This window comes from Cryobacterium algoritolerans, from assembly GCF_004402785.1.
GTDB classification, from domain to species: domain Bacteria; phylum Actinomycetota; class Actinomycetes; order Actinomycetales; family Microbacteriaceae; genus Cryobacterium; species Cryobacterium algoritolerans.
The window spans coordinates 81,355-97,869 of sequence record NZ_SOFP01000072.1 but is presented as its reverse complement, the minus strand read 5'-3'; the positions used below and the strand labels follow the sequence as shown (position 1 = coordinate 97,869).

Sequence of the window (16,515 nt, the reverse complement as noted above, 5' to 3'; positions counted from 1 at the left end):
CCGAAAATGTCCGTCGAATTCGTCACTGGCAGACTCTAGAAGAGGGCCGCCTGCTTGAGCCAGTCGGCCGCGATCGCCTTCGCGGACTTCTGGTCGTTGACGCTCTCCGAGTTGAGGCTGACCAGGTTTTCCGCACTCAACGCGGCGCTGACCTTGTTCAGCACTGCGGCGGTTTTGTCGTCGACCTTCTTCGACACGACGGGAACGACGTTGTCGGGGAAGAAGAGGCCGTCGGGGTCTGTCAGGGCAACGAGGTTGTCCGACTTGATGTTCGGACTGGCGGTGTAGATGTTCGCCAGCTGAATGTCGCCTTGGACGAGGGCCTTGACCGTGAGCGGTCCACCACCGTCTTCGACCGGCTTGAAACCGGCGGTCTCGATGCCGTACTTCTCTTTCAGCGCGGTCGGTCCGTAGGGTCGGGTCTCCAGTTCGGAGTTTCCGCCCACCGTGATCGGCTCGGTGACCTTCTTCAACGACGCGATGTCGGTGAGATTGTACTTCTTGGCGAAGGCCTGCGTCACGGTCCACGAGTTCTGGTCCGTCGCGGCCGCCTGATCGAGCACGCTCAGGCCAGACGGCAGAGTCTTCTTCAGTTCGGCGTAGGTCTCGTCGGCGGTGCCGCCGGCCGCCTTTTTGTCGAGCGCCTGCAGCAGGCTGCCCGTGTACTCGGGGAAGACATCGATCTTGCCGCCGGTGATCTCGGGTAGGTAGACCTCGCGCTGGCCGATCCGGAACTGCCGGTCGACGGTCACGCCGTTGGCCTCGAGCGCCTGGGCGTAGATCTCGGCGATGATTTCGTTCGAGTAGTAGTCCTGCGACCCGACCACGAGGGTCTTGGAGTCTCCCGACGCGGTACTTCCGGCGCCCAACGGGTCGCCGGACGCACACCCTGCAAGGGCTACGACGGCCCCAACCGCGACCGCGGCGATTGCCGCGAGCCGGCCTTTTTTCACTGTGAACATTAGGGGTTTCCTTTCGTGATGGCGGGTTCCATCCCCGGGCGAGGCCTGGCTGGCCTGGCCCGGTCGACTAGGAGGCGGGTCGAGGCGACACCGCGTGGGACCACGACCCGCTGGATCGTGGCGAAGATGCCCTCGAGCGCGAGGGCGAGCAGGATGACGAGGATCGACCCGCCGAGCATCTGGGCGTAGTCGCGGGTCTTCAGCCCGGAGAACAGGTAGCGGCCGAGGCCGAAGTCCGCCACGTAGGCGGCGAGGGTGGCGGTGGCCACGACCTGGAGCGCGGCCGAGCGGAGACCCCCGATCAGCAGGGGCAGGCCCAGCGGAATCTCGACCTGGGTCAGGATCTGCACCTCTGACATACCGACGGCCCGAGCGGCGTCGATCGCACCACGGTCGATGGCCTCGAACCCGGTGTACGCTCCGGCGAGGATCGGGGGGATCGCGAGCACGGTCAGTGCGACGTAGGGGGCACCCAGGCCGATTCCGATCCAGAGCGCCACCAGCGTCAGCAGACCGAGGGTCGGGATGGCGCGCAGCCCGCCCGACGTCGTCACGGCCAGGCCGCGTCCCCGGCCGGTGTGGCCGATCACGAAGCCGAAAGGGATGGCGATGGCCGAGGCGACGAGCAGGGTCAGGAAGGTGAAGCCGAGATGCTCGAGCAGGCGCATCGGGATGGCGCCGGGCCCGGAGTAGTTGGCCGGGTCGATGATCCAGTTGAGGGCGTCGCCGAAGATGTTCACGGGGTGACCTCGACGGGCAGTCGTAGCCGGGCAGCCGCCCTGACGCTCTTCCTCGCCCTGGTCCAGGGCAGCGCGAGCCTTCCGACGGCGACCAGCGCCCCGTCAAGCAGGAGGGCGAGCAGCACGGTTGCGACGATGCCCGTGATGATCTCGGCCTGGATGCCGCGCTGGAATCCGTCGGTGAAGAGGGAGCCGAGGCTCTGCGCCCCGATCACCGCGCCCACCGTGGCCAGGCTCACGGTGCTGACCGCCACGACTCTCAGCCCGGCCAACAGCACCGGGCCGGAAAGCGGGAGCTCGACCTGCCAGAAGTTGGTCCAGGTCGAGAACCCGACGGCGACGGCCGAGCGCTGCACGTCGGCGTCGACGGAGGCGAGCCCGTCGGCGACAACGCGCACCATCAGTGCCACGCCGTAGATGGTGAGGGCGATGACCAGGTTGAGGGGGGACCGGAGGGTGGTGCCGACGAGGGCGGGCAGCACGATGAACATCGGGAACGAGGGGATGGCGTAGAGGAGCCCGCTCACGGTCAGGATCACGCCCCGGCTGAGCCGATAGCGGTTGGCCAGCCAGCCGAGCGGGAGCGCAATCACAAAGCTGAGGATGATCGGGGGCACGCTGAGGATGAGGTGGTCGAGGGTGCGATCCCGGATGAGATCGAGGTTCGCCCAGACCCAGTTCACCGGGGGACCCCGACCTGCCCCGGGGCGGCGTCGCCCACGAGCACGCCGGCCAGGCGGCCGTCGCTGTCGACGAGAACCTCGCGGCCGTCGTGCCGTTCGACATGCAGGGCGCGCTTGCCGCGGTCGGCACCGATGAAACTGGCAACGAAGTCGTTCGCCGGGTGAGCCAGAATGTCGGTGGGCGAGCCGATCTGCGCGATCCGGCCACCCTCCTCGAGGATGACGACCTGGTCGCCGAGCAGGAACGCCTCGTCGACGTCGTGGGTGACGAAGACCACGGTCTTGCCGAGTTCGCTCTGCAGCCGGACGAGCTCCTGCTGCAACTCGGCGCGTACGATCGGGTCGACGGCGCCGAACGGCTCGTCCATCAGCAGGATGTTGGGATTGACCGCGAGTCCCCTGGCTACGCCAACACGCTGCTGCTGTCCACCGGACAGCTGGCTCGGGTACCGATCGGCCAGGCCCCGGTCGAGCCCGACCGTGTCGAGCATGGCCAGGGCGTCGGCCCTGGCCGTCTTCCGCGGCACGCCACGCAGCAACGGCACCGTCGCGACGTTGTCGACCACCTTCCGGTGCGGGAGAAGCCCGGAGTTCTGCATCACATAACCGATGCTGCGGCGGAGTTTCACCGGTTCGAGGGAGGCGATGTCGACCCCGTCGATCTCGATCGTCCCCGCCGTCGGGTCGACCATCCGGTTGATCATCCGCAGCAGGGTGGTCTTCCCCGACCCGGACGATCCAACCAGTACGGTGGTCCGGTGCGACGGGATGGTGAGGCTGAAGTCATCGACGGCCAGGGTGCCATCCGGGAACTGTTTGCTCACCGAGCGGAACTCGATCATAGAAGTGGCTCATTCCTCGCCTGAAGTCGGATCAACACGTGCCAGAGGTTAACACAACCACCCTTCGTCGCCGATCGGCACAATGGAGGGCAGAATGTTATCCGCTGAGGGCGAAACCGGAAACTGAACCGGCGATCAGACCGTGGCGGCGATGGGACCGTAATAGCCGGCCAGGTAGTCGCGCATGACCCGGCGGCACTCCGCGATGAAGCGGTCGTCGCCGTTCGGATCGCTGTGGAAGGCGCGGGAGAGGATCGAGTCCGCCATCTCGACGGTCACCTCGAGCCGGAAGATCAAGTCAGGACCGCCGTGCAGGCCGAACTCCTCGGCGAGCACCCCCGCCAACTGGCGGGCGAAGTATCCCGATTCGAGTTCCTCGCTGCCGCTGATCGGGGTTCGTTCCCGGTCCGCGAAGTGCACGATCCGAAAACCGGGCTCTGTGCGGTACAGGTCGACGAACGCCGTGACGGCACAGTCGACGGCGTCCCACCAGGTCTCCGGCCCGCTGCTTCGCAGCTGATCGACCACGCGCTGGCGGAACCGCAGCACCGCGCGTTCGCGCAGGGCCTGCAACACGGCCACCCGGTCGGGGTAGTACCGGTACACCGTGCCGATAGACGCCCCCGCGCGCTCGGCGACCATCGCGGTCGTGATGCGGTCGAACCCCACCTCGTCCACGACGACGGCGGCGGCATCGAGCAGCCCTGACAGGCGCGCCGTGCTGCGCTGCTGGGTAGGCTCGATCCGAACCTGCTGGCCCGACACGACAGGATCCCCACCGAAAAGGTCACTGAGTGACACTTGTCCTCCTTGAAGTAAGCCCCAATCCTATGTTGCTGAGTCCCGCTCGTTTGCCAGCGACGCGGATCAGCCCCGGATTGGGGGCGACGCCGCGCCGCACGGTCGCGGCGCATGCGAGACTAGGGACTGTGCCGAAGTCATCGCGAGTACCGACCACGGTCACCCCTGCGATGATGATGCACCGTGCGGCGCGGATCGAGGACTGGCTGCACGGCACTCGCGAAGGGTTCGCCCGGAGGCGCGGCTACCTACCCACGGTCATTCCGTATACCGGTTACGGGTCAACAGGTTGGGTGCGAATCCTCTGCAGGGTGCTCCTGGCCAAACCTGCCAGGCCGGCCAAGACGGCGAGCACCCGGCGCCGCTGGCGATCGGATCGTCGGGACGCCGGCATCCGCGGCTGGCGCAGCTTCACGAGTGTGCCGGTCAACGACGTGACTGTGACCATCGAGATCAACGGCCAGGTCCACCGGGTGCAGGCGGACCGCGGCGGCGTGGTCGACACCGTCGTGCGGGTGAACCTCGATCCCGGCTGGCACGTGGCTCAACTGCACACGGATGCGTCCACCCCGGTCGAAGCGCCCGTCTTCATCGTCGCCCCGACCGTTCACCACGGGATCATCTCCGATGTCGACGATACCGTCATGGTCACGACCCTCCCCCGCCCGCTGCTGGCGGCCTGGAACACATTCGTGCTCGACGAGCACGCACGGGTGCCGACCCCGGGGATGGCTGTGCTCCTCGACCGGCTGGCGGCCACCGCGGCGGGCGCCCCGATGATCTACCTCTCGACCGGGGCATGGAACGTCGCCCCCACGCTGACCCGTTTCCTCTCCCGCAACCTCTACCCTGCCGGAGCGCTCCTGCTCACTGACTGGGGTCCGACCCACGACCGCTGGTTCCGGAGCGGACGCGACCACAAGCGCGCCAACCTGCTCCGGCTCGCCCAGGAGTTCCCGGAGATCCGCTGGATCCTGATCGGGGACGACGGCCAGCACGATGAGGTCATCTACGGCGAGTTCCAGCGCGACTTTCCCGGCAGCGTCGAAGCCGTCCTGATCCGGCAGCTTTCACCGAGCGAGGCCGTCCTGGCCGGGCGCCGGGTCAAGGACGCGGTCGTCGAGACGCACGATCCCCGGTGGATCTACGGACCAGACGGGTCCAGCCTGGCCGCGCAGCTGACCAAACAGGGCCTGCTCTGACCTGCGGCCTGTTCCAGTCTCACCCCGCCTGACCGCACACGGTCGTCACGCAGGACTCAAGACGCGGCGGCGCGCTCCCCTGCACGGATCCGGTCGAGCCCCCGGTTGATCTGGCGTGCCCAGAGCGGACCACGATAGAGAAACGCGGTGTAACCCTGTACGAGGGTCGCCCCGGCCACGAGGCGCTCGGCGACCTGCTCCGCCGTCTCGACGCCGCCGACCGAGATGACGCATAGCTCGCGCGGCACACAGGCGCGGATCAGGCTCAGCACGGCCAGGGACCTGGCGTGGAGCGGCGCCCCGGACAGGCCGCCTGCCCCGGCGGCGGCGACCGTGCCGGCATCCGCGACCAGGCCCGCTCGCGAAATGGTCGTGTTCGTCGCGATGATGCCGTCGAGGCCGAGGCCGACCACGAGTTCGGCGATCCGGGTGACCTCCCCGTCGCTGAGGTCGGGGGCGATCTTGACCAGCAGGGGCGTTCCGGCGGCCTCGGCCTTCACCGCGCGAAGGAGCGGGGCCAGCTGATCAAGCTCCTGGAGCCCCCGCAGTCCCGGCGTGTTGGGTGAACTCACGTTTACGACCAGGTAGTCGGCCAGGGGCGCGAGGAGCGCGGCGCTGGCCAGATAATCGGCGGTGGCATCCTCGACCGCGGTGACGCGGCTCTTGCCGATGTTGATTCCGAGCACGGGCCGGCCGGGAACCGCGCGAACCCGGGCCAGGCGCACCCGCGCCGCCTCCGCACCGTCGTTGTTGAAGCCCATCCGGTTGATCACGGCACGGTCATTGATCAGCCGGAACAGGCGCGGCTTAGGATTTCCGGGCTGGGCGACGGCCGTGATCGTGCCGACCTCCACGTGGCCGAAACCGAGCTGGCCGAGCCCGATCACGGCCTTGCCGTCCTTGTCGAACCCGGCGGCCAGGCCGAACGGTGAGTCGAAGTGCAGCCCGAGCGCGTCGACGCCCTGGCCTGGCGTCGGCGCAGTGAACCGTCGGACCAGACGCCCAACGCCCAGCGATGGCAACGCCCGGATCACGCTGAAGGCGAGATGGTGGGCGCGCTCAGGGTCGAGCCGGGAGAGCACGGCCGTGAAGAAGAACGGGTACACGGCCTAGGACTCCGCCGTGCCGGCCGACAGGGCACCGGTCGACGCTGCCGTGGCGGCCGGGTCGCCTGCGCCGGTGCCAAGGCCCTCGACGTGCTCGGTGCGCAGCTGGGCGATCGCGGACTCGAAGTCCTCGAGCGAGTCGAAGCCCTGGTAGACACTGGCGAAACGCAGGTAGGCAACCTCGTCCAGGTCGCGCAGCGGCGAGAGGATCGCCAGCCCGATGTCATTCGCCTCCACCTGGGAGGCGCCGGTCTGGCGGATGGTCTCCTCCACCTTCTGGGCGAGCATGGCCAGATCGGAGTCCGTCACCGGGCGGCCCTGGCAGGCCTTGCGCACACCGGAGACGATCTTGTCCCGGCTGAACGGTTCGACGACCCCGCTGCGCTTGATGATGTTGAGACTTGCCGTCTCGGTGGTGCTGAACCTGCGCCCGCACTCGGGGCACTGGCGCCGACGACGAATCGAGAGACCGTCGTCGCTCGTGCGCGAGTCGATGACCCTGGAGTCCGGATGGCGGCAGAACGGGCAGAACATTTGGCCTAGCCTACCCCTCCGCGTCGGCGCTGAACCGGGCCGTGACCGCGTCGCCGTGGGCCGGGAGGGCCTCGGCCGCGGAGAGGGCCGCGATGTGGCCGGCGACCGCGAGCAGCGCATCGCGGCTGTAGTCGACGACCTGTTGCGGCCGGAGGAAGGTGTACGCGCCCAGCCCGGAGGAGAAGCGAGCCTGGCCGCCGGTCGGCAGCACGTGGTTCGAACCCGCGACATAGTCGCCCAGGCTGACCGGCGAGTAGGCGCCGAGGAAGATGGCCCCCGCGTTGTCGATCATGGCGAGTACGGCCTGCGGGTCCAGGGTCTGGATTTCCAGGTGCTCGGGTCCGAACGCGTTGCTGAACGCGGCGGCCGCGGTCAGGTCATCGACAAGCACGATCGCGGACTGGCGTCCGGAGAGCGCGGCGGTCACCCGCACGCTGTGGGTGGTGGTCGTGGCCAGTTCGGCCAGGCGGGCGGACACGGCATCCGCCAGCGCGGCGGAATCGGTGACGAGCACGGCCGCCGCCAGCTCGTCATGTTCGGCCTGGCTGACGAGGTCCGCCGCCACCAGCCGCGAGTCGGCCGCGGCATCCGCGATCACCAGGATGTCGGTGGGCCCGGCTTCGGAGTCGATCCCGGTGACCCCGCGGACGAGGCGTTTGGCGGCTGCGACATAGACATTGCCGGGGCCCGTGACGAGCTGGACCGGGTCGAGGCCGAGCCCGGGGACGCCGTAGGCGAAGGCGCCGACGGCGCCGGCACCGCCCATCGCGTAGATCTCGTGAACGCCGAGCAGCCCGGCGACGGCGAGGATCGTGGGGTGCACCCGACCATCGTGGTCGCTCTGCGGCGGCGAGGCCAGCGCAAGCGACGAGACTCCGGCGACTTGCGCCGGCACGACGTTCATGACGACGCTGGACGGGTAGACGGCCTTCCCTGCGGGAACGTAGAGCCCGACCCGGTTGACCGGCTGCCAGCGCTGGGTGATGACGGCCCCGTCGGCGATCGTGGTGGTGACCAGCGGGGGGACCTGCGCGGCGCTTGCGATCCGCACTCGGCGGATCGTCTCGTCGATGGCTGTGCGCACGACGGGGTCGAGTCCGGCAATGGCCTCCGCGATCTCGCTGGCCGGGACCCGGACGTGGGCGGGACGGACCCGGTCCAGGCGTTCGGCTTGGTCCAGCAGCGCGACCTCTCCCCTGGCTCGCACGTCTTCGATCAACGCGGCTGCGACGTCGCTGGCGACGGTCACACTTGTTGCCGCGCGGGGGACGGCGGCCAGCAGTTCGGACGGAGTGGGCCTGGTGCCCCGAAGGTCAATGGTCTGGATCATCTCCGACCAGCCTAGCGACCAACCTGCCTCGACACGGGAATAGGCTGGCGGTCGAGGAGCTTGATTCACACATTATGAACGACACCGAGGCACATGAGACACCCGCAATGACATCCGCCACACCAATCGCCACACCACTCGCCACACCACTCGCCACACCGCTTGACACGGCCGCGCCTGCCTTGGACGGCGACCCGAACGCACCAGAAGACCTCGCGGCCTTCAAACACGCGTTCCGCCGCCATGCCGCCGGGGTCGCGGTCATCACGTCGCTGCGCCCAGACGGCTCACCGGTCGGGTTCACCGCCACCTCCCTGGCGTCGCTGTCGTCCGTGCCGCCGCTGGCCACGTTCAACATGGCGCGCTCTGCCAGCACCTGGCCCGCCATCGCCTGGAACGACCGGGTGGTCATCCACATCCTCGGCGCGCGTAACCGGGCCCTCGCCCAGACGCTGTCAGGGCCGCAGGCACAGCGTTTCGTCGGCGAGCATTGGGCGCCCGGCCCGCATGGGCTGCCCGTGCTCACCGGGGTGACGTCGTGGATGGTCGGTCGGATCGTCGACCGGGTGCTCGTGCACAACAGTGCTGTCGTCGTCGTGCAGATCGAAGCGGGCGGCATGGGCGAGAATGACGACGCCCTGCTCTACCACGAGCGCGCCTACCGGGTGCCGGGCGCCGAGGTCTGAACCTGGCCGGCGCCCGGCTGGTGCCAGGCGTCGAGGAGAAACGGACCGGCGAACTGGACCGGCGGACTAGATCGGCGGACTAGACCGGCGGACTAGACCGGCGGAAGTTCGCGCAGCCGGCGGCGCTCCGCCTCCACGATCGCGGCCTCCTCCGGGGTCGGCGCACTGCCGCCCAGGTGCTGCGGCTGCCACCATGCCCCGGTGCCGTCCTCCGGGTAGCGTTCCTGCAGGCCGTCGACGAGGGCCTGCAGGGTCTCGTGCAGGCGGAGGGTGAGCTGCTGCGCATCCGCGTCGGACGGCACCTGGATCGGCTCGCCGATGGCGAACCCGATCGGCGCCCGGAGGGCATCCCGCAGCGACGACTTGTGGTTCTTGGTGAGCAGGCGGTGGCCGCCCCAGACCGCGATCGGCACGACGGGGACCCCCGCCTCCGCCGCCATCCGGATGGCCCCCGTTTTGAGCGACCTCACCGTGAAGGATGCGTTCACGCCGCCCTCCGGGAACACGCCCAGCACTTCACCGGTGCGCAATGCTGCGACTGCCTCGGCGTAGGCGGCCGCGCCGGCCTTCATATCGACGCAGATGTGGCGCATCCCTCGCAGCAGCGGGCCGACGAGCGGCTGGTCGAAGGCGCCCTTCTTAGCCAGGAAACGGATGTGGCGCCGGTTCCGGTGCCAGGTCATCCACTCGACGAGCGCGAAGTCCGCGTAGCCGAAGTGGGTGATCGCCAGGACCGCTCCCCCGGTGTCCGGGAGGTTGGCGAGCCCGGTGACCGAGGGCTTGAGGCGCAGCAGGCCGAACACGGCCCGCCCTGCCCCGATGGCCGTGCTGTAGATCGGTTCCCTGGCGCGCCTTGTCATGGATCAAGGCTACAACCCGGCGTCAGGTCAGGCAGGACGGCCCGAGCAGGCTCTTGAGTTCCCCGAACAGGTCGGCGCTGATCGTGATCCGGAACGGCAGCTCGAACACCCGCGCTGTCGTGCCCTTGACGAGTTTGAGCCTCACCTCCGAGCTGCCGCCGTGCCGGCCGAGCACCTCGCCCAGCGCGGTGACCGTCTCGGTCGTCGCCCGGGCCTCGGCCACGGTGATGGCCAGCGGCCCTGCGTCGGAGACCTGGCCCAGCTCGGGGGCGAAGATGCTGTACGCGTGCAGGTTCATCCCATCGTCGCGCATGCTCACCCGGCCTCGCACGACCACGATCGAGTCACTGATCAGGTCCTGGGCGAACTCCTGGTACGCCTTGCCCATGAACATGACGGCAATCTCCCCGCCGAAGTCCTCGACCTGGATGATGCCGTACTGGTTGCCGGACTTCTTCGCGATCCGATGCTGCACGCTCGTGATCAGGCCGGCGATGGTGACGGTGTCGGCGTCCTGGGTCTGGTCGGAGGCCATCAGGTCGACGATGGTGGTGCTGGCGTGCTTGGCCAGCGGGATTTCGAGCCCCGCCAGCGGGTGGTCGGAGACGTAGAGGCCGAGCATGTCGCGTTCGAAGGCGAGTTTCTCCTTCTTGCTCCACTCCGGGCGGTCGGGGACCTGTTCGGTTTCCTGCGGGTCGTCGAACAGACTGTCGAAGTCGAAGCCGATCATTCCGTGCTCTTCATCGCGCTTGATCTTGACCGCTGATTCGACCGCTGCCTCGTGGATCTCCACCATGCCGCGCCGGGTCGCGCCGAGGGAGTCGAAGGCGCCGGCCTTGACCAGGGATTCGATGGTGCGCTTGTTGGCAACCTGGATCGGCACCTTGCGCAGGAAATCGTGGAACGACTCGAATCGTCCCTGATCCTTGCGAGTCAGCCGGATGGCGTCGACGACGTTGAAGCCGACGTTGCGCACCGCCCCCATCCCGAACCTGATGTCGGTGCCGACGGCCGCGAAGTAGCCGATCGACTCGTTCACGTCGGGCGGCAGAACCTGGATGCCCATCCTCCGGCACTCGTTCAGGTAGAGGGCCAGCTTGTCGCGGGAGTCGCCGACGCTGGTGAGCAGGGCCGCCATGTACTCGGCCGGGTACTTGGCCTTGAGGTACGCGGTCCAGTAGGAGAGCACCCCGTAGGCGGCCGAGTGCGCCTTGTTGAAGGCGTAGTCGGAGAACGGCAGCAGGATGTCCCAGACCGTCTTCACCGCGTCCATCGAGTAGCCGTTGGCCTTCATCCCGCCGGAGAAGCCCTCGAACTGCTTGTCCAGTTCCGACTTCTTCTTCTTGCCCATGGCCCGGCGCAGCAGGTCGGCCTGGCCAAGGGAGAACCCGGCCAGCTTCTGCGCGATCGACATGACCTGCTCCTGGTACACGATCAGGCCGTAGGTGGTGCCGATGACGTCCCGGAGCGCCTCCTCGAGCTCAGGGTGGATCGGGATGATCTCCTGCTGGCCGGTCTTCCGCAGCGCGTAGTTGGTGTGCGAGTTAGCCCCCATGGGCCCCGGCCGGTACAACGCGATGACGGCGGAGATGTCTTCGAAGTTGTCGGGCTTCATCAGCCTGAGCAACGAGCGCATCGGCCCACCATCGAGTTGGAACACGCCCAACGTGTCGCCGCGGGCGAGCAGTTCGTACGCGGCCGGGTCGTCCAGTCCAAGCTCTTCGAGCACGGGTCGGTGCCCGCGGTTCACCGCGATGTTGTCGAGGGTGTCGTCGATGATTGTGAGGTTGCGCAGCCCGAGGAAGTCCATCTTGATCAGGCCGAGGGCCTCGGAAGCCGGATAGTCGAACTGCGTGACGACCTGGCCATCCGCTTCACGCTTCATGATCGGGATGATGTCGATCAGCGGGTCGGAGCTCATGATCACGCCCGCGGCATGCACTCCCCACTGGCGCTTGAGGTTTTCCAGTCCGAGGGCCGTGTCGAAGACGGTGCGGGCCTCTGGATCGGACTCGATCACGGCGCGGAAGTCGGCCGCCTCGCGGTAGCGCGGGTGGTCCTTGTCGAACATGCCGGTGAGAGGCACGTCCTTACCCATGATCGCCGGCGGCATGGCCTTGGTGAGCTTGTCGCCCATGCCGAACGGGAACCCCAGCACCCGGGACGCGTCCTTCAGAGCCTGCTTGGCCTTGATGGTGCCGTAGGTGACGATCTGGGCGACGCGCTCCTCACCGTATTTTTCGGTGACATAGTGGATGACCTCGCCGCGGCGGCGCTCGTCGAAGTCCACGTCGAAGTCGGGCATGGAGACGCGGTCGGGGTTCAGGAACCGCTCGAAGATCAGGCCGTGCACTAGGGGGTCGAGATCGGTGATGCCCATTGCGTAGGCCACCATGGATCCGGCGCCGGAGCCACGGCCGGGTCCGACCCGGATTCCCTGCTGCTTGGCCCACATGATGAAGTCGGCCACGACGAGGAAGTAGCCGGGGAAGCCCATCTGAATGATGATGCCGATCTCATAGTCGGCGCGTTTGCGCACGTCCGCCGGGATGCCGTTCGGGTAGCGCTTCGCCAGCCCGATCTCGTTCTCCTTGACGAACCAGCTCTCCTCGTTCTCTCCCTCCGGGCAGGGAAACCTGGGCATGTAGTTGGCCTGGGTGTTGAACTCCACCTGGCAGCGCTCGGCGATGAGCAGGGTGTTGTCGCAGGATTCCGGGTGATCGCGAAAGATGTGACGCATCTGCGCGGCGGTCTTGAGGTAGAACTCGTCGGAATCGAATTTGAAACGGTTCGGGTCGTCGAGGGTCGAGGCCGACTGCACGCAGAGCAGGGCCGCATGGGCGGTCGCGTCATGGGCGTGGGTGTAGTGCAGATCGTTGCTGGCCACGAGCGGGAGTTTCAGTTCGCCCGCGAGCTTGAGCAGGTCGGTCATGGTGCGGCGCTCGATGTCGATGCCGTGGTCCATGATCTCGCAGAAGAAGTTCTCCTTGCCGAAGATGTCCTGGAAGTCGCCGGCGGCCTTCTTGGCCTCCTCGTACTGTCCGAGGCGCAGGCGGGTCTGCACCTCGCCGCCGACGCAGCCGGTCGTTCCGATCAGCCCGGCGGAGAACTCCGAGAGTAACTCCCGGTCCATCCGGGGCTTGAAATAGTAGCCTTCGAGGCTGGCCTTCGACGAAAGCCGGAACAGGTTGTGCATGCCGGCGGTGGTCTCGGAGAGCAGCGTCATGTGCGTGTACGAGCCGGCACCACCGACGTCGTCGCGGTTCTGCCCGTTCGTGCCCCACCGCACCCGGGTCTTGTCCCGCCGGTCGGTGCCGGGGGTGATGTACGCCTCGGTGCCGATGATCGGTTTGATGCCGGCCTCGGTGGCGGTGCGCCAGAAATCGAACGCACCGAACACGTTGCCGTGGTCGGTGATCGCGACGGCGGGCATCCCCTGCTGGGCGGCTGCGGTGATCAGCGGCTTGACCCGCGCCGCGCCGTCGAGCATCGAGTACTCACTGTGCACATGCAGGTGGACGAACGAATCCGTCGATTCACCCGACTTGTTCTGAGGGGACAAAACGGCTCCGAGGTGTTGAGATTGGTCGCTGCAGGCTAGGCGTCACGCAGCACGTCGAGCGCGTGCGCGAGGTCAGCCGGGTAATCGGCGGTGAAGGTGACCCACTCCCGGGTGTCGGGGTGGTGGAAGGCGAGTTGCTTCGCGTGCAGCCACTGCCGGGTGAGCCCGAGCCGGGCGGTGATCGACGGGTCTGCCCCGTACATGGCGTCGCCGACGCACGGATGCCGCTGGGCGGCCATGTGCACCCGGATCTGGTGGGTGCGTCCGGTCTCCAGGTGCACCTCGAGGAGCGACGCGGACCGGAATGCCTCGAGCGTTTCGTAGTGGGTGATCGAGTCCTTGCCGCCGGCGACCACGGCGAACTTCCAGTCCGAGCGAGGGTGGCGCCCGAGGGGGGCGTCGATGGTGCCGGCGAGCGGGTCAGGGTGCCCCTGGACGACCGCGTGGTAGATCTTCTCGACCTCCCGGTCGTGGAAGGCCCGCTTGAGGGCGGTGTAGGCCGCCTCCGACTTGGCAACCACCATCAGTCCGCTGGTGCCGACGTCCAGCCGGTGCACGATGCCGGCGCGTTCGGCGGCGCCGGAGGTCGCGATCCGGTAGCCCGCCGCGGAGAGCGCCCCGAGCACGGTCGGCCCGGTCCACCCCACGCTGGGGTGCGCGGCGACACCGGGCGGTTTGTTGATGACGACGATGCTCTCGTCGTCGTGCACGATCGACAGGTTCGGCACCGGGATCGGCACGATGGTGAGCGCCTCGCGCGGCTGCCAGTTGACCTCGAGCCAGGCTCCGCCGTGCAGCCGGTCGGACTTGCCGACGACGGCACCGTTCAGCGCTACCCCGCCCGCCTCGGCGACCTCGGCCGCGAAGCTGCGGGAGAACCCGAACAGCTTGGCGATGCCGGCGTCGACGCGGACGCCGTCAAGGCCGTCGGGAAGGGGAAGAGAACGTGTTTCCATGGGTGTTTCAGGGTGCTAACTGGGTGGGGGTCGGAGCAGGGGCGTCCGGGGCTGCGGCCTCGGCGGCTGTAGCCTCCGGGGCAGGTCCCCGGCGGCCGTCAAGGCCGACTCCCCGGATGGTGAGCCACATGAAGATGATCATGCTCGTTACGATCGACATGTCGGCGACGTTGTAGATGGCCGGGATCAGCCAGGGAGTCGAGATGAAGTCCACCACATGCCCGAGGCCGAACGACGGCTCCCGAAGCAGGCGGTCCGTCAGGTTTCCGAGCACACCACCCAGCAATAGCCCGAAGACCAGCCCCCAGGCGAGCGAGCGGATCCGCCCGGCGAACCAGACGATGAACACCACAACGGCGACCGCGATGATGGAGAAGATCCAGGTCATCCCGGTTGCGAGGGAAAACGCAGCGCCCGGGTTCCGCACGAAATGCAATTGCAGCACATCATTCAGAACCCGGACGGTGTCACCCTCGGAGAGACCGGTGACGACAAGGTACTTGCTGAGTTGGTCCAGTGCGTAGACGCCCAGCGCGACGAGGGCCAGAACGATGAGCGCGCTGGAGCGCTTCTTCGCTCCGTCCTTAGGCGCCAAAGCCCTGGAAGCTCGGCTTCGGAGCGTTGCCCGAGTCGCTGCCGGCGTTCGCGCCGACCGGGGAGTTGGCGTCGAGGTCGCGAAGCTGGCTCTCGATGTAGCTCTTCAGCTTCTGGCGGTATTCACGCTCGAACGTGCGCAGGTCTTCGATCTTGTTCTCGAGGACCGAACGCTCCTGGTCCAGGGCGTTGATCTGGGCGCGCTGCTTGGCCTCGGCCTCTGCGACCAAACGGGCCGCGGTGGCGTGGCCTTCCGCGATGAGGGCGTCGCGCTTTTCGACACCCTCCTTGACGTGCTCCTCGTGCAGGCGGCGAGCCAGCTGGAGCAGGTTGGTGGTGCCGGCGGTCTCGTCGACCGGCTCGGCGACCGCGGCAGCAACCGGGACGACCGGAGCCGGGGTGGGCTCTGCGGCAACCTCAGGGGCCTTGACGACCTCGGCCAGGACAACGGGCTCTGCCGTTCCGCCACCGGCGGAAACGCGAGCCCGTAGCTCCTCGTTCTCCGCGGTGAGGCGACGAAGCTCAACGACGACCTCATCGAGGAAGTCGTCTACTTCGTCCTGATCGTATCCTTCACGGAACTTCGTCGACTGGAACCTCTTGTTGACTACATCTTCCGGAGTTAGCGCCATGGCTTTCCACCCTTAAAACTTGAGTTTGCGAACATTCTGATTGAGTTCTACCAACGTACCAAGGACCGACCCATGTCGCTCCGCGTCGGCCCGGCGCGCCACCGGTCCAGAATACATGCCTTGACCACGGTGGGAGGTATTTAGACCCGGACGAGCGCCCCGGCGATCCACATTCCCACAATGACGCAGAGCATGGTCAGGCTCCAGCCGAAATCGAACGCGATCGGACCGAGGCGGAGCGGGGGAATGATCCGGCGGAAGAAGCGCACGGGCGGGTCGGTGACCGAGTAGACCAGCTCCACGAGCACGAGCAGGAATCCCGTCGGACGCCAGGCGCGATTGACGCTGCGGACCAGGTCGAGGATGAATCGGCCCCACATGATGAAGAAATAGAGCAGCAGCGCGTAGTAGGCGACCGTGCCAAGCAGTGAAACGACGAACACGGGGAGGTTTACGACTGCGCGAAGAACGACGCCTCGGCGTCGGGCTCTTCGCCCGCATTGTCCCCGGAGACAACGACGTGCGACGGCGACAGCAGGAACACCTTGGCTGTGACGCGCTCGATCTTGCCGTACAGGCCCTGGGACAGACCGCTGGCGAAGTCAATCAGTCGCCGGGCATCCGCATCGCTCATCTGGGACAGGTTGATGATGACGGGGATCCCGTCTCGGAAGGACTCGGCGATCGTCTGGGCGTCTTTGTACTGGCGCGGGTGGACCGTGAGGATTTCATTCATTTCTGAGGCAGCCACATTCTTGGGAGTGGAGGTCTTGCGCAGCGGCGTCACCGGTGCGCGGCCGGCCGAACCGTGAGTGGCGCCGGAGTGCGACGACCCCCCGGCGGCGGTGTGGGGCGCGGCGGATTTCGGAGCGGCGGAGTGCGCCACAGCGGAGTTCGAATTGGCGGCCGGGGCGGCCGCAGGCGCCTCGTATTCCAGTTCTTCGTCTGCCAGGCCCAGGTAAACCATGGTTTTCTTGAGCGGGTTGGACATCTCGACCTCCGGATTGATGATTCTTACGTTCTCA

Annotated in this window: 17 protein-coding genes; 2 read left to right on the top strand and 15 right to left on the bottom strand. The window is 67.4% G+C overall.

The window, feature by feature from the left end:
• Positions 1 to 35 precede the first annotated feature (35 nt).
• The 5 genes from E3O19_RS15005 to E3O19_RS14985 form a co-directional block, all read right to left on the bottom strand.
• Complete coding sequence (locus E3O19_RS15005) at positions 36 to 962, bottom strand: ABC transporter substrate-binding protein (RefSeq protein WP_134568906.1); 927 nt, start codon at positions 960 to 962, stop codon at positions 36 to 38.
• Entirely contained in the window at positions 962 to 1,702 is a 741-nt protein-coding gene (locus E3O19_RS15000) for an ABC transporter permease (protein WP_134568904.1), read from the bottom strand. The genes E3O19_RS15005 and E3O19_RS15000 overlap by 1 nt, the downstream gene beginning before the upstream one ends.
• Entirely contained in the window at positions 1,699 to 2,385 is a 687-nt protein-coding gene (locus tag E3O19_RS14995; protein ID WP_134568902.1) for an ABC transporter permease, read from the bottom strand. The genes E3O19_RS15000 and E3O19_RS14995 overlap by 4 nt, the downstream gene beginning before the upstream one ends.
• Positions 2,382 to 3,227 carry an ABC transporter ATP-binding protein gene (locus E3O19_RS14990; protein WP_134568900.1) on the bottom strand — a complete coding sequence of 282 codons (846 nt, stop codon included), beginning with the start codon at positions 3,225 to 3,227 and terminating at the stop codon, positions 2,382 to 2,384. Before E3O19_RS14990 ends, E3O19_RS14995 begins: the two co-directional genes overlap by 4 nt.
• Positions 3,228 to 3,362: 135 nt before the next feature.
• Complete coding sequence (locus E3O19_RS14985) at positions 3,363 to 4,028, bottom strand: TetR/AcrR family transcriptional regulator (protein ID WP_134568898.1); 666 nt, start codon at positions 4,026 to 4,028, stop codon at positions 3,363 to 3,365.
• Between the two features lie 170 nt (positions 4,029 to 4,198).
• Here E3O19_RS14985 and E3O19_RS14980 point away from each other — a divergent pair, with 170 nt between their 5' ends.
• The gene (locus E3O19_RS14980) at positions 4,199 to 5,230 is read left to right on the top strand and encodes an App1 family protein (protein ID WP_420898627.1); all 1,032 of its coding nucleotides are present in this window, start codon (positions 4,199 to 4,201) and stop codon (positions 5,228 to 5,230) included.
• Between the two features lie 56 nt (positions 5,231 to 5,286).
• On the opposite strand, the gene E3O19_RS14975 is transcribed toward E3O19_RS14980, so the two are convergent.
• From E3O19_RS14975 to hisD, 3 genes are read right to left on the bottom strand one after another with little or no spacing between them, the layout of a single operon-like run.
• On the bottom strand, positions 5,287 to 6,336 hold the full coding sequence (locus E3O19_RS14975) for a quinone-dependent dihydroorotate dehydrogenase (protein WP_134568896.1): 1,050 nt from the start codon (positions 6,334 to 6,336) through the stop codon (positions 5,287 to 5,289).
• Between the two features lie 3 nt (positions 6,337 to 6,339).
• Positions 6,340 to 6,870, bottom strand: coding sequence for a transcriptional regulator NrdR (gene nrdR, locus E3O19_RS14970; RefSeq protein WP_241981403.1), 531 nt, complete (start codon positions 6,868 to 6,870; stop codon positions 6,340 to 6,342).
• 10 nt (positions 6,871 to 6,880) lie between these two features.
• Complete coding sequence (hisD, locus tag E3O19_RS14965) at positions 6,881 to 8,200, bottom strand: histidinol dehydrogenase (protein WP_134568894.1); 1,320 nt, start codon at positions 8,198 to 8,200, stop codon at positions 6,881 to 6,883.
• A 182-nt stretch (positions 8,201 to 8,382) separates the two neighbouring features.
• Here hisD and E3O19_RS14960 point away from each other — a divergent pair, with 182 nt between their 5' ends.
• Positions 8,383 to 8,886 carry a flavin reductase family protein gene (locus E3O19_RS14960; RefSeq protein ID WP_420898626.1) on the top strand — a complete coding sequence of 168 codons (504 nt, stop codon included), beginning with the start codon at positions 8,383 to 8,385 and terminating at the stop codon, positions 8,884 to 8,886.
• 92 nt (positions 8,887 to 8,978) lie between these two features.
• On the opposite strand, the gene E3O19_RS14955 is transcribed toward E3O19_RS14960, so the two are convergent.
• From E3O19_RS14955 to E3O19_RS14925, 7 genes are all read right to left on the bottom strand, one after another.
• On the bottom strand, positions 8,979 to 9,746 hold the full coding sequence (locus E3O19_RS14955) for a lysophospholipid acyltransferase family protein (RefSeq protein ID WP_134568891.1): 768 nt from the start codon (positions 9,744 to 9,746) through the stop codon (positions 8,979 to 8,981).
• A 22-nt stretch (positions 9,747 to 9,768) separates the two neighbouring features.
• Complete coding sequence (dnaE, locus tag E3O19_RS14950; protein WP_134568943.1) at positions 9,769 to 13,236, bottom strand: DNA polymerase III subunit alpha; 3,468 nt, start codon at positions 13,234 to 13,236, stop codon at positions 9,769 to 9,771.
• Positions 13,237 to 13,343: 107 nt separating this feature from the next.
• Positions 13,344 to 14,264 (bottom strand): RluA family pseudouridine synthase, encoded by a 921-nt coding sequence (locus tag E3O19_RS14945; RefSeq protein ID WP_134568889.1) that lies wholly within the window; start codon positions 14,262 to 14,264, stop codon positions 13,344 to 13,346.
• Positions 14,265 to 14,271: 7 nt separating this feature from the next.
• Positions 14,272 to 14,859 (bottom strand): signal peptidase II, encoded by a 588-nt coding sequence (gene lspA, locus E3O19_RS14940; RefSeq protein WP_134568887.1) that lies wholly within the window; start codon positions 14,857 to 14,859, stop codon positions 14,272 to 14,274.
• Entirely contained in the window at positions 14,849 to 15,490 is a 642-nt protein-coding gene (locus E3O19_RS14935) for a DivIVA domain-containing protein (protein ID WP_134568885.1), read from the bottom strand. Before E3O19_RS14935 ends, lspA begins: the two co-directional genes overlap by 11 nt.
• 140 nt (positions 15,491 to 15,630) lie before the next feature.
• Positions 15,631 to 15,933, bottom strand: coding sequence for a YggT family protein (locus E3O19_RS14930; protein ID WP_134568883.1), 303 nt, complete (start codon positions 15,931 to 15,933; stop codon positions 15,631 to 15,633).
• An 8-nt stretch (positions 15,934 to 15,941) separates the two neighbouring features.
• A complete protein-coding gene (locus tag E3O19_RS14925; protein ID WP_134568881.1) occupies positions 15,942 to 16,481 on the bottom strand; it encodes a cell division protein SepF in 540 nt (179 codons plus the stop codon).
• Between the last annotated feature and the right edge of the window lie 34 nt (positions 16,482 to 16,515).

Coding starts and splice junctions, on each gene's coding strand:
- E3O19_RS14935 (WP_134568885.1), bottom strand. CDS start 15,490: ATGGCGCTAACTCCGGAAGATGTAGTCAACAAGAGGTTCCAGTCGACG.
- E3O19_RS14980 (WP_420898627.1), top strand. CDS start 4,199: ATGATGATGCACCGTGCGGCGCGGATCGAGGACTGGCTGCACGGCACT.
- dnaE (WP_134568943.1), bottom strand. CDS start 13,236: ATGCTCGACGGCGCGGCGCGGGTCAAGCCGCTGATCACCGCAGCCGCC.
- E3O19_RS14990 (WP_134568900.1), bottom strand. CDS start 3,227: ATGATCGAGTTCCGCTCGGTGAGCAAACAGTTCCCGGATGGCACCCTG.
- E3O19_RS15005 (WP_134568906.1), bottom strand. CDS start 962: ATGTTCACAGTGAAAAAAGGCCGGCTCGCGGCAATCGCCGCGGTCGCG.
- E3O19_RS14925 (WP_134568881.1), bottom strand. CDS start 16,481: ATGTCCAACCCGCTCAAGAAAACCATGGTTTACCTGGGCCTGGCAGAC.
- hisD (WP_134568894.1), bottom strand. CDS start 8,200: ATGATCCAGACCATTGACCTTCGGGGCACCAGGCCCACTCCGTCCGAA.
- E3O19_RS14945 (WP_134568889.1), bottom strand. CDS start 14,264: ATGGAAACACGTTCTCTTCCCCTTCCCGACGGCCTTGACGGCGTCCGC.
- nrdR (WP_241981403.1), bottom strand. CDS start 6,870: ATGTTCTGCCCGTTCTGCCGCCATCCGGACTCCAGGGTCATCGACTCG.
- E3O19_RS14955 (WP_134568891.1), bottom strand. CDS start 9,746: ATGACAAGGCGCGCCAGGGAACCGATCTACAGCACGGCCATCGGGGCA.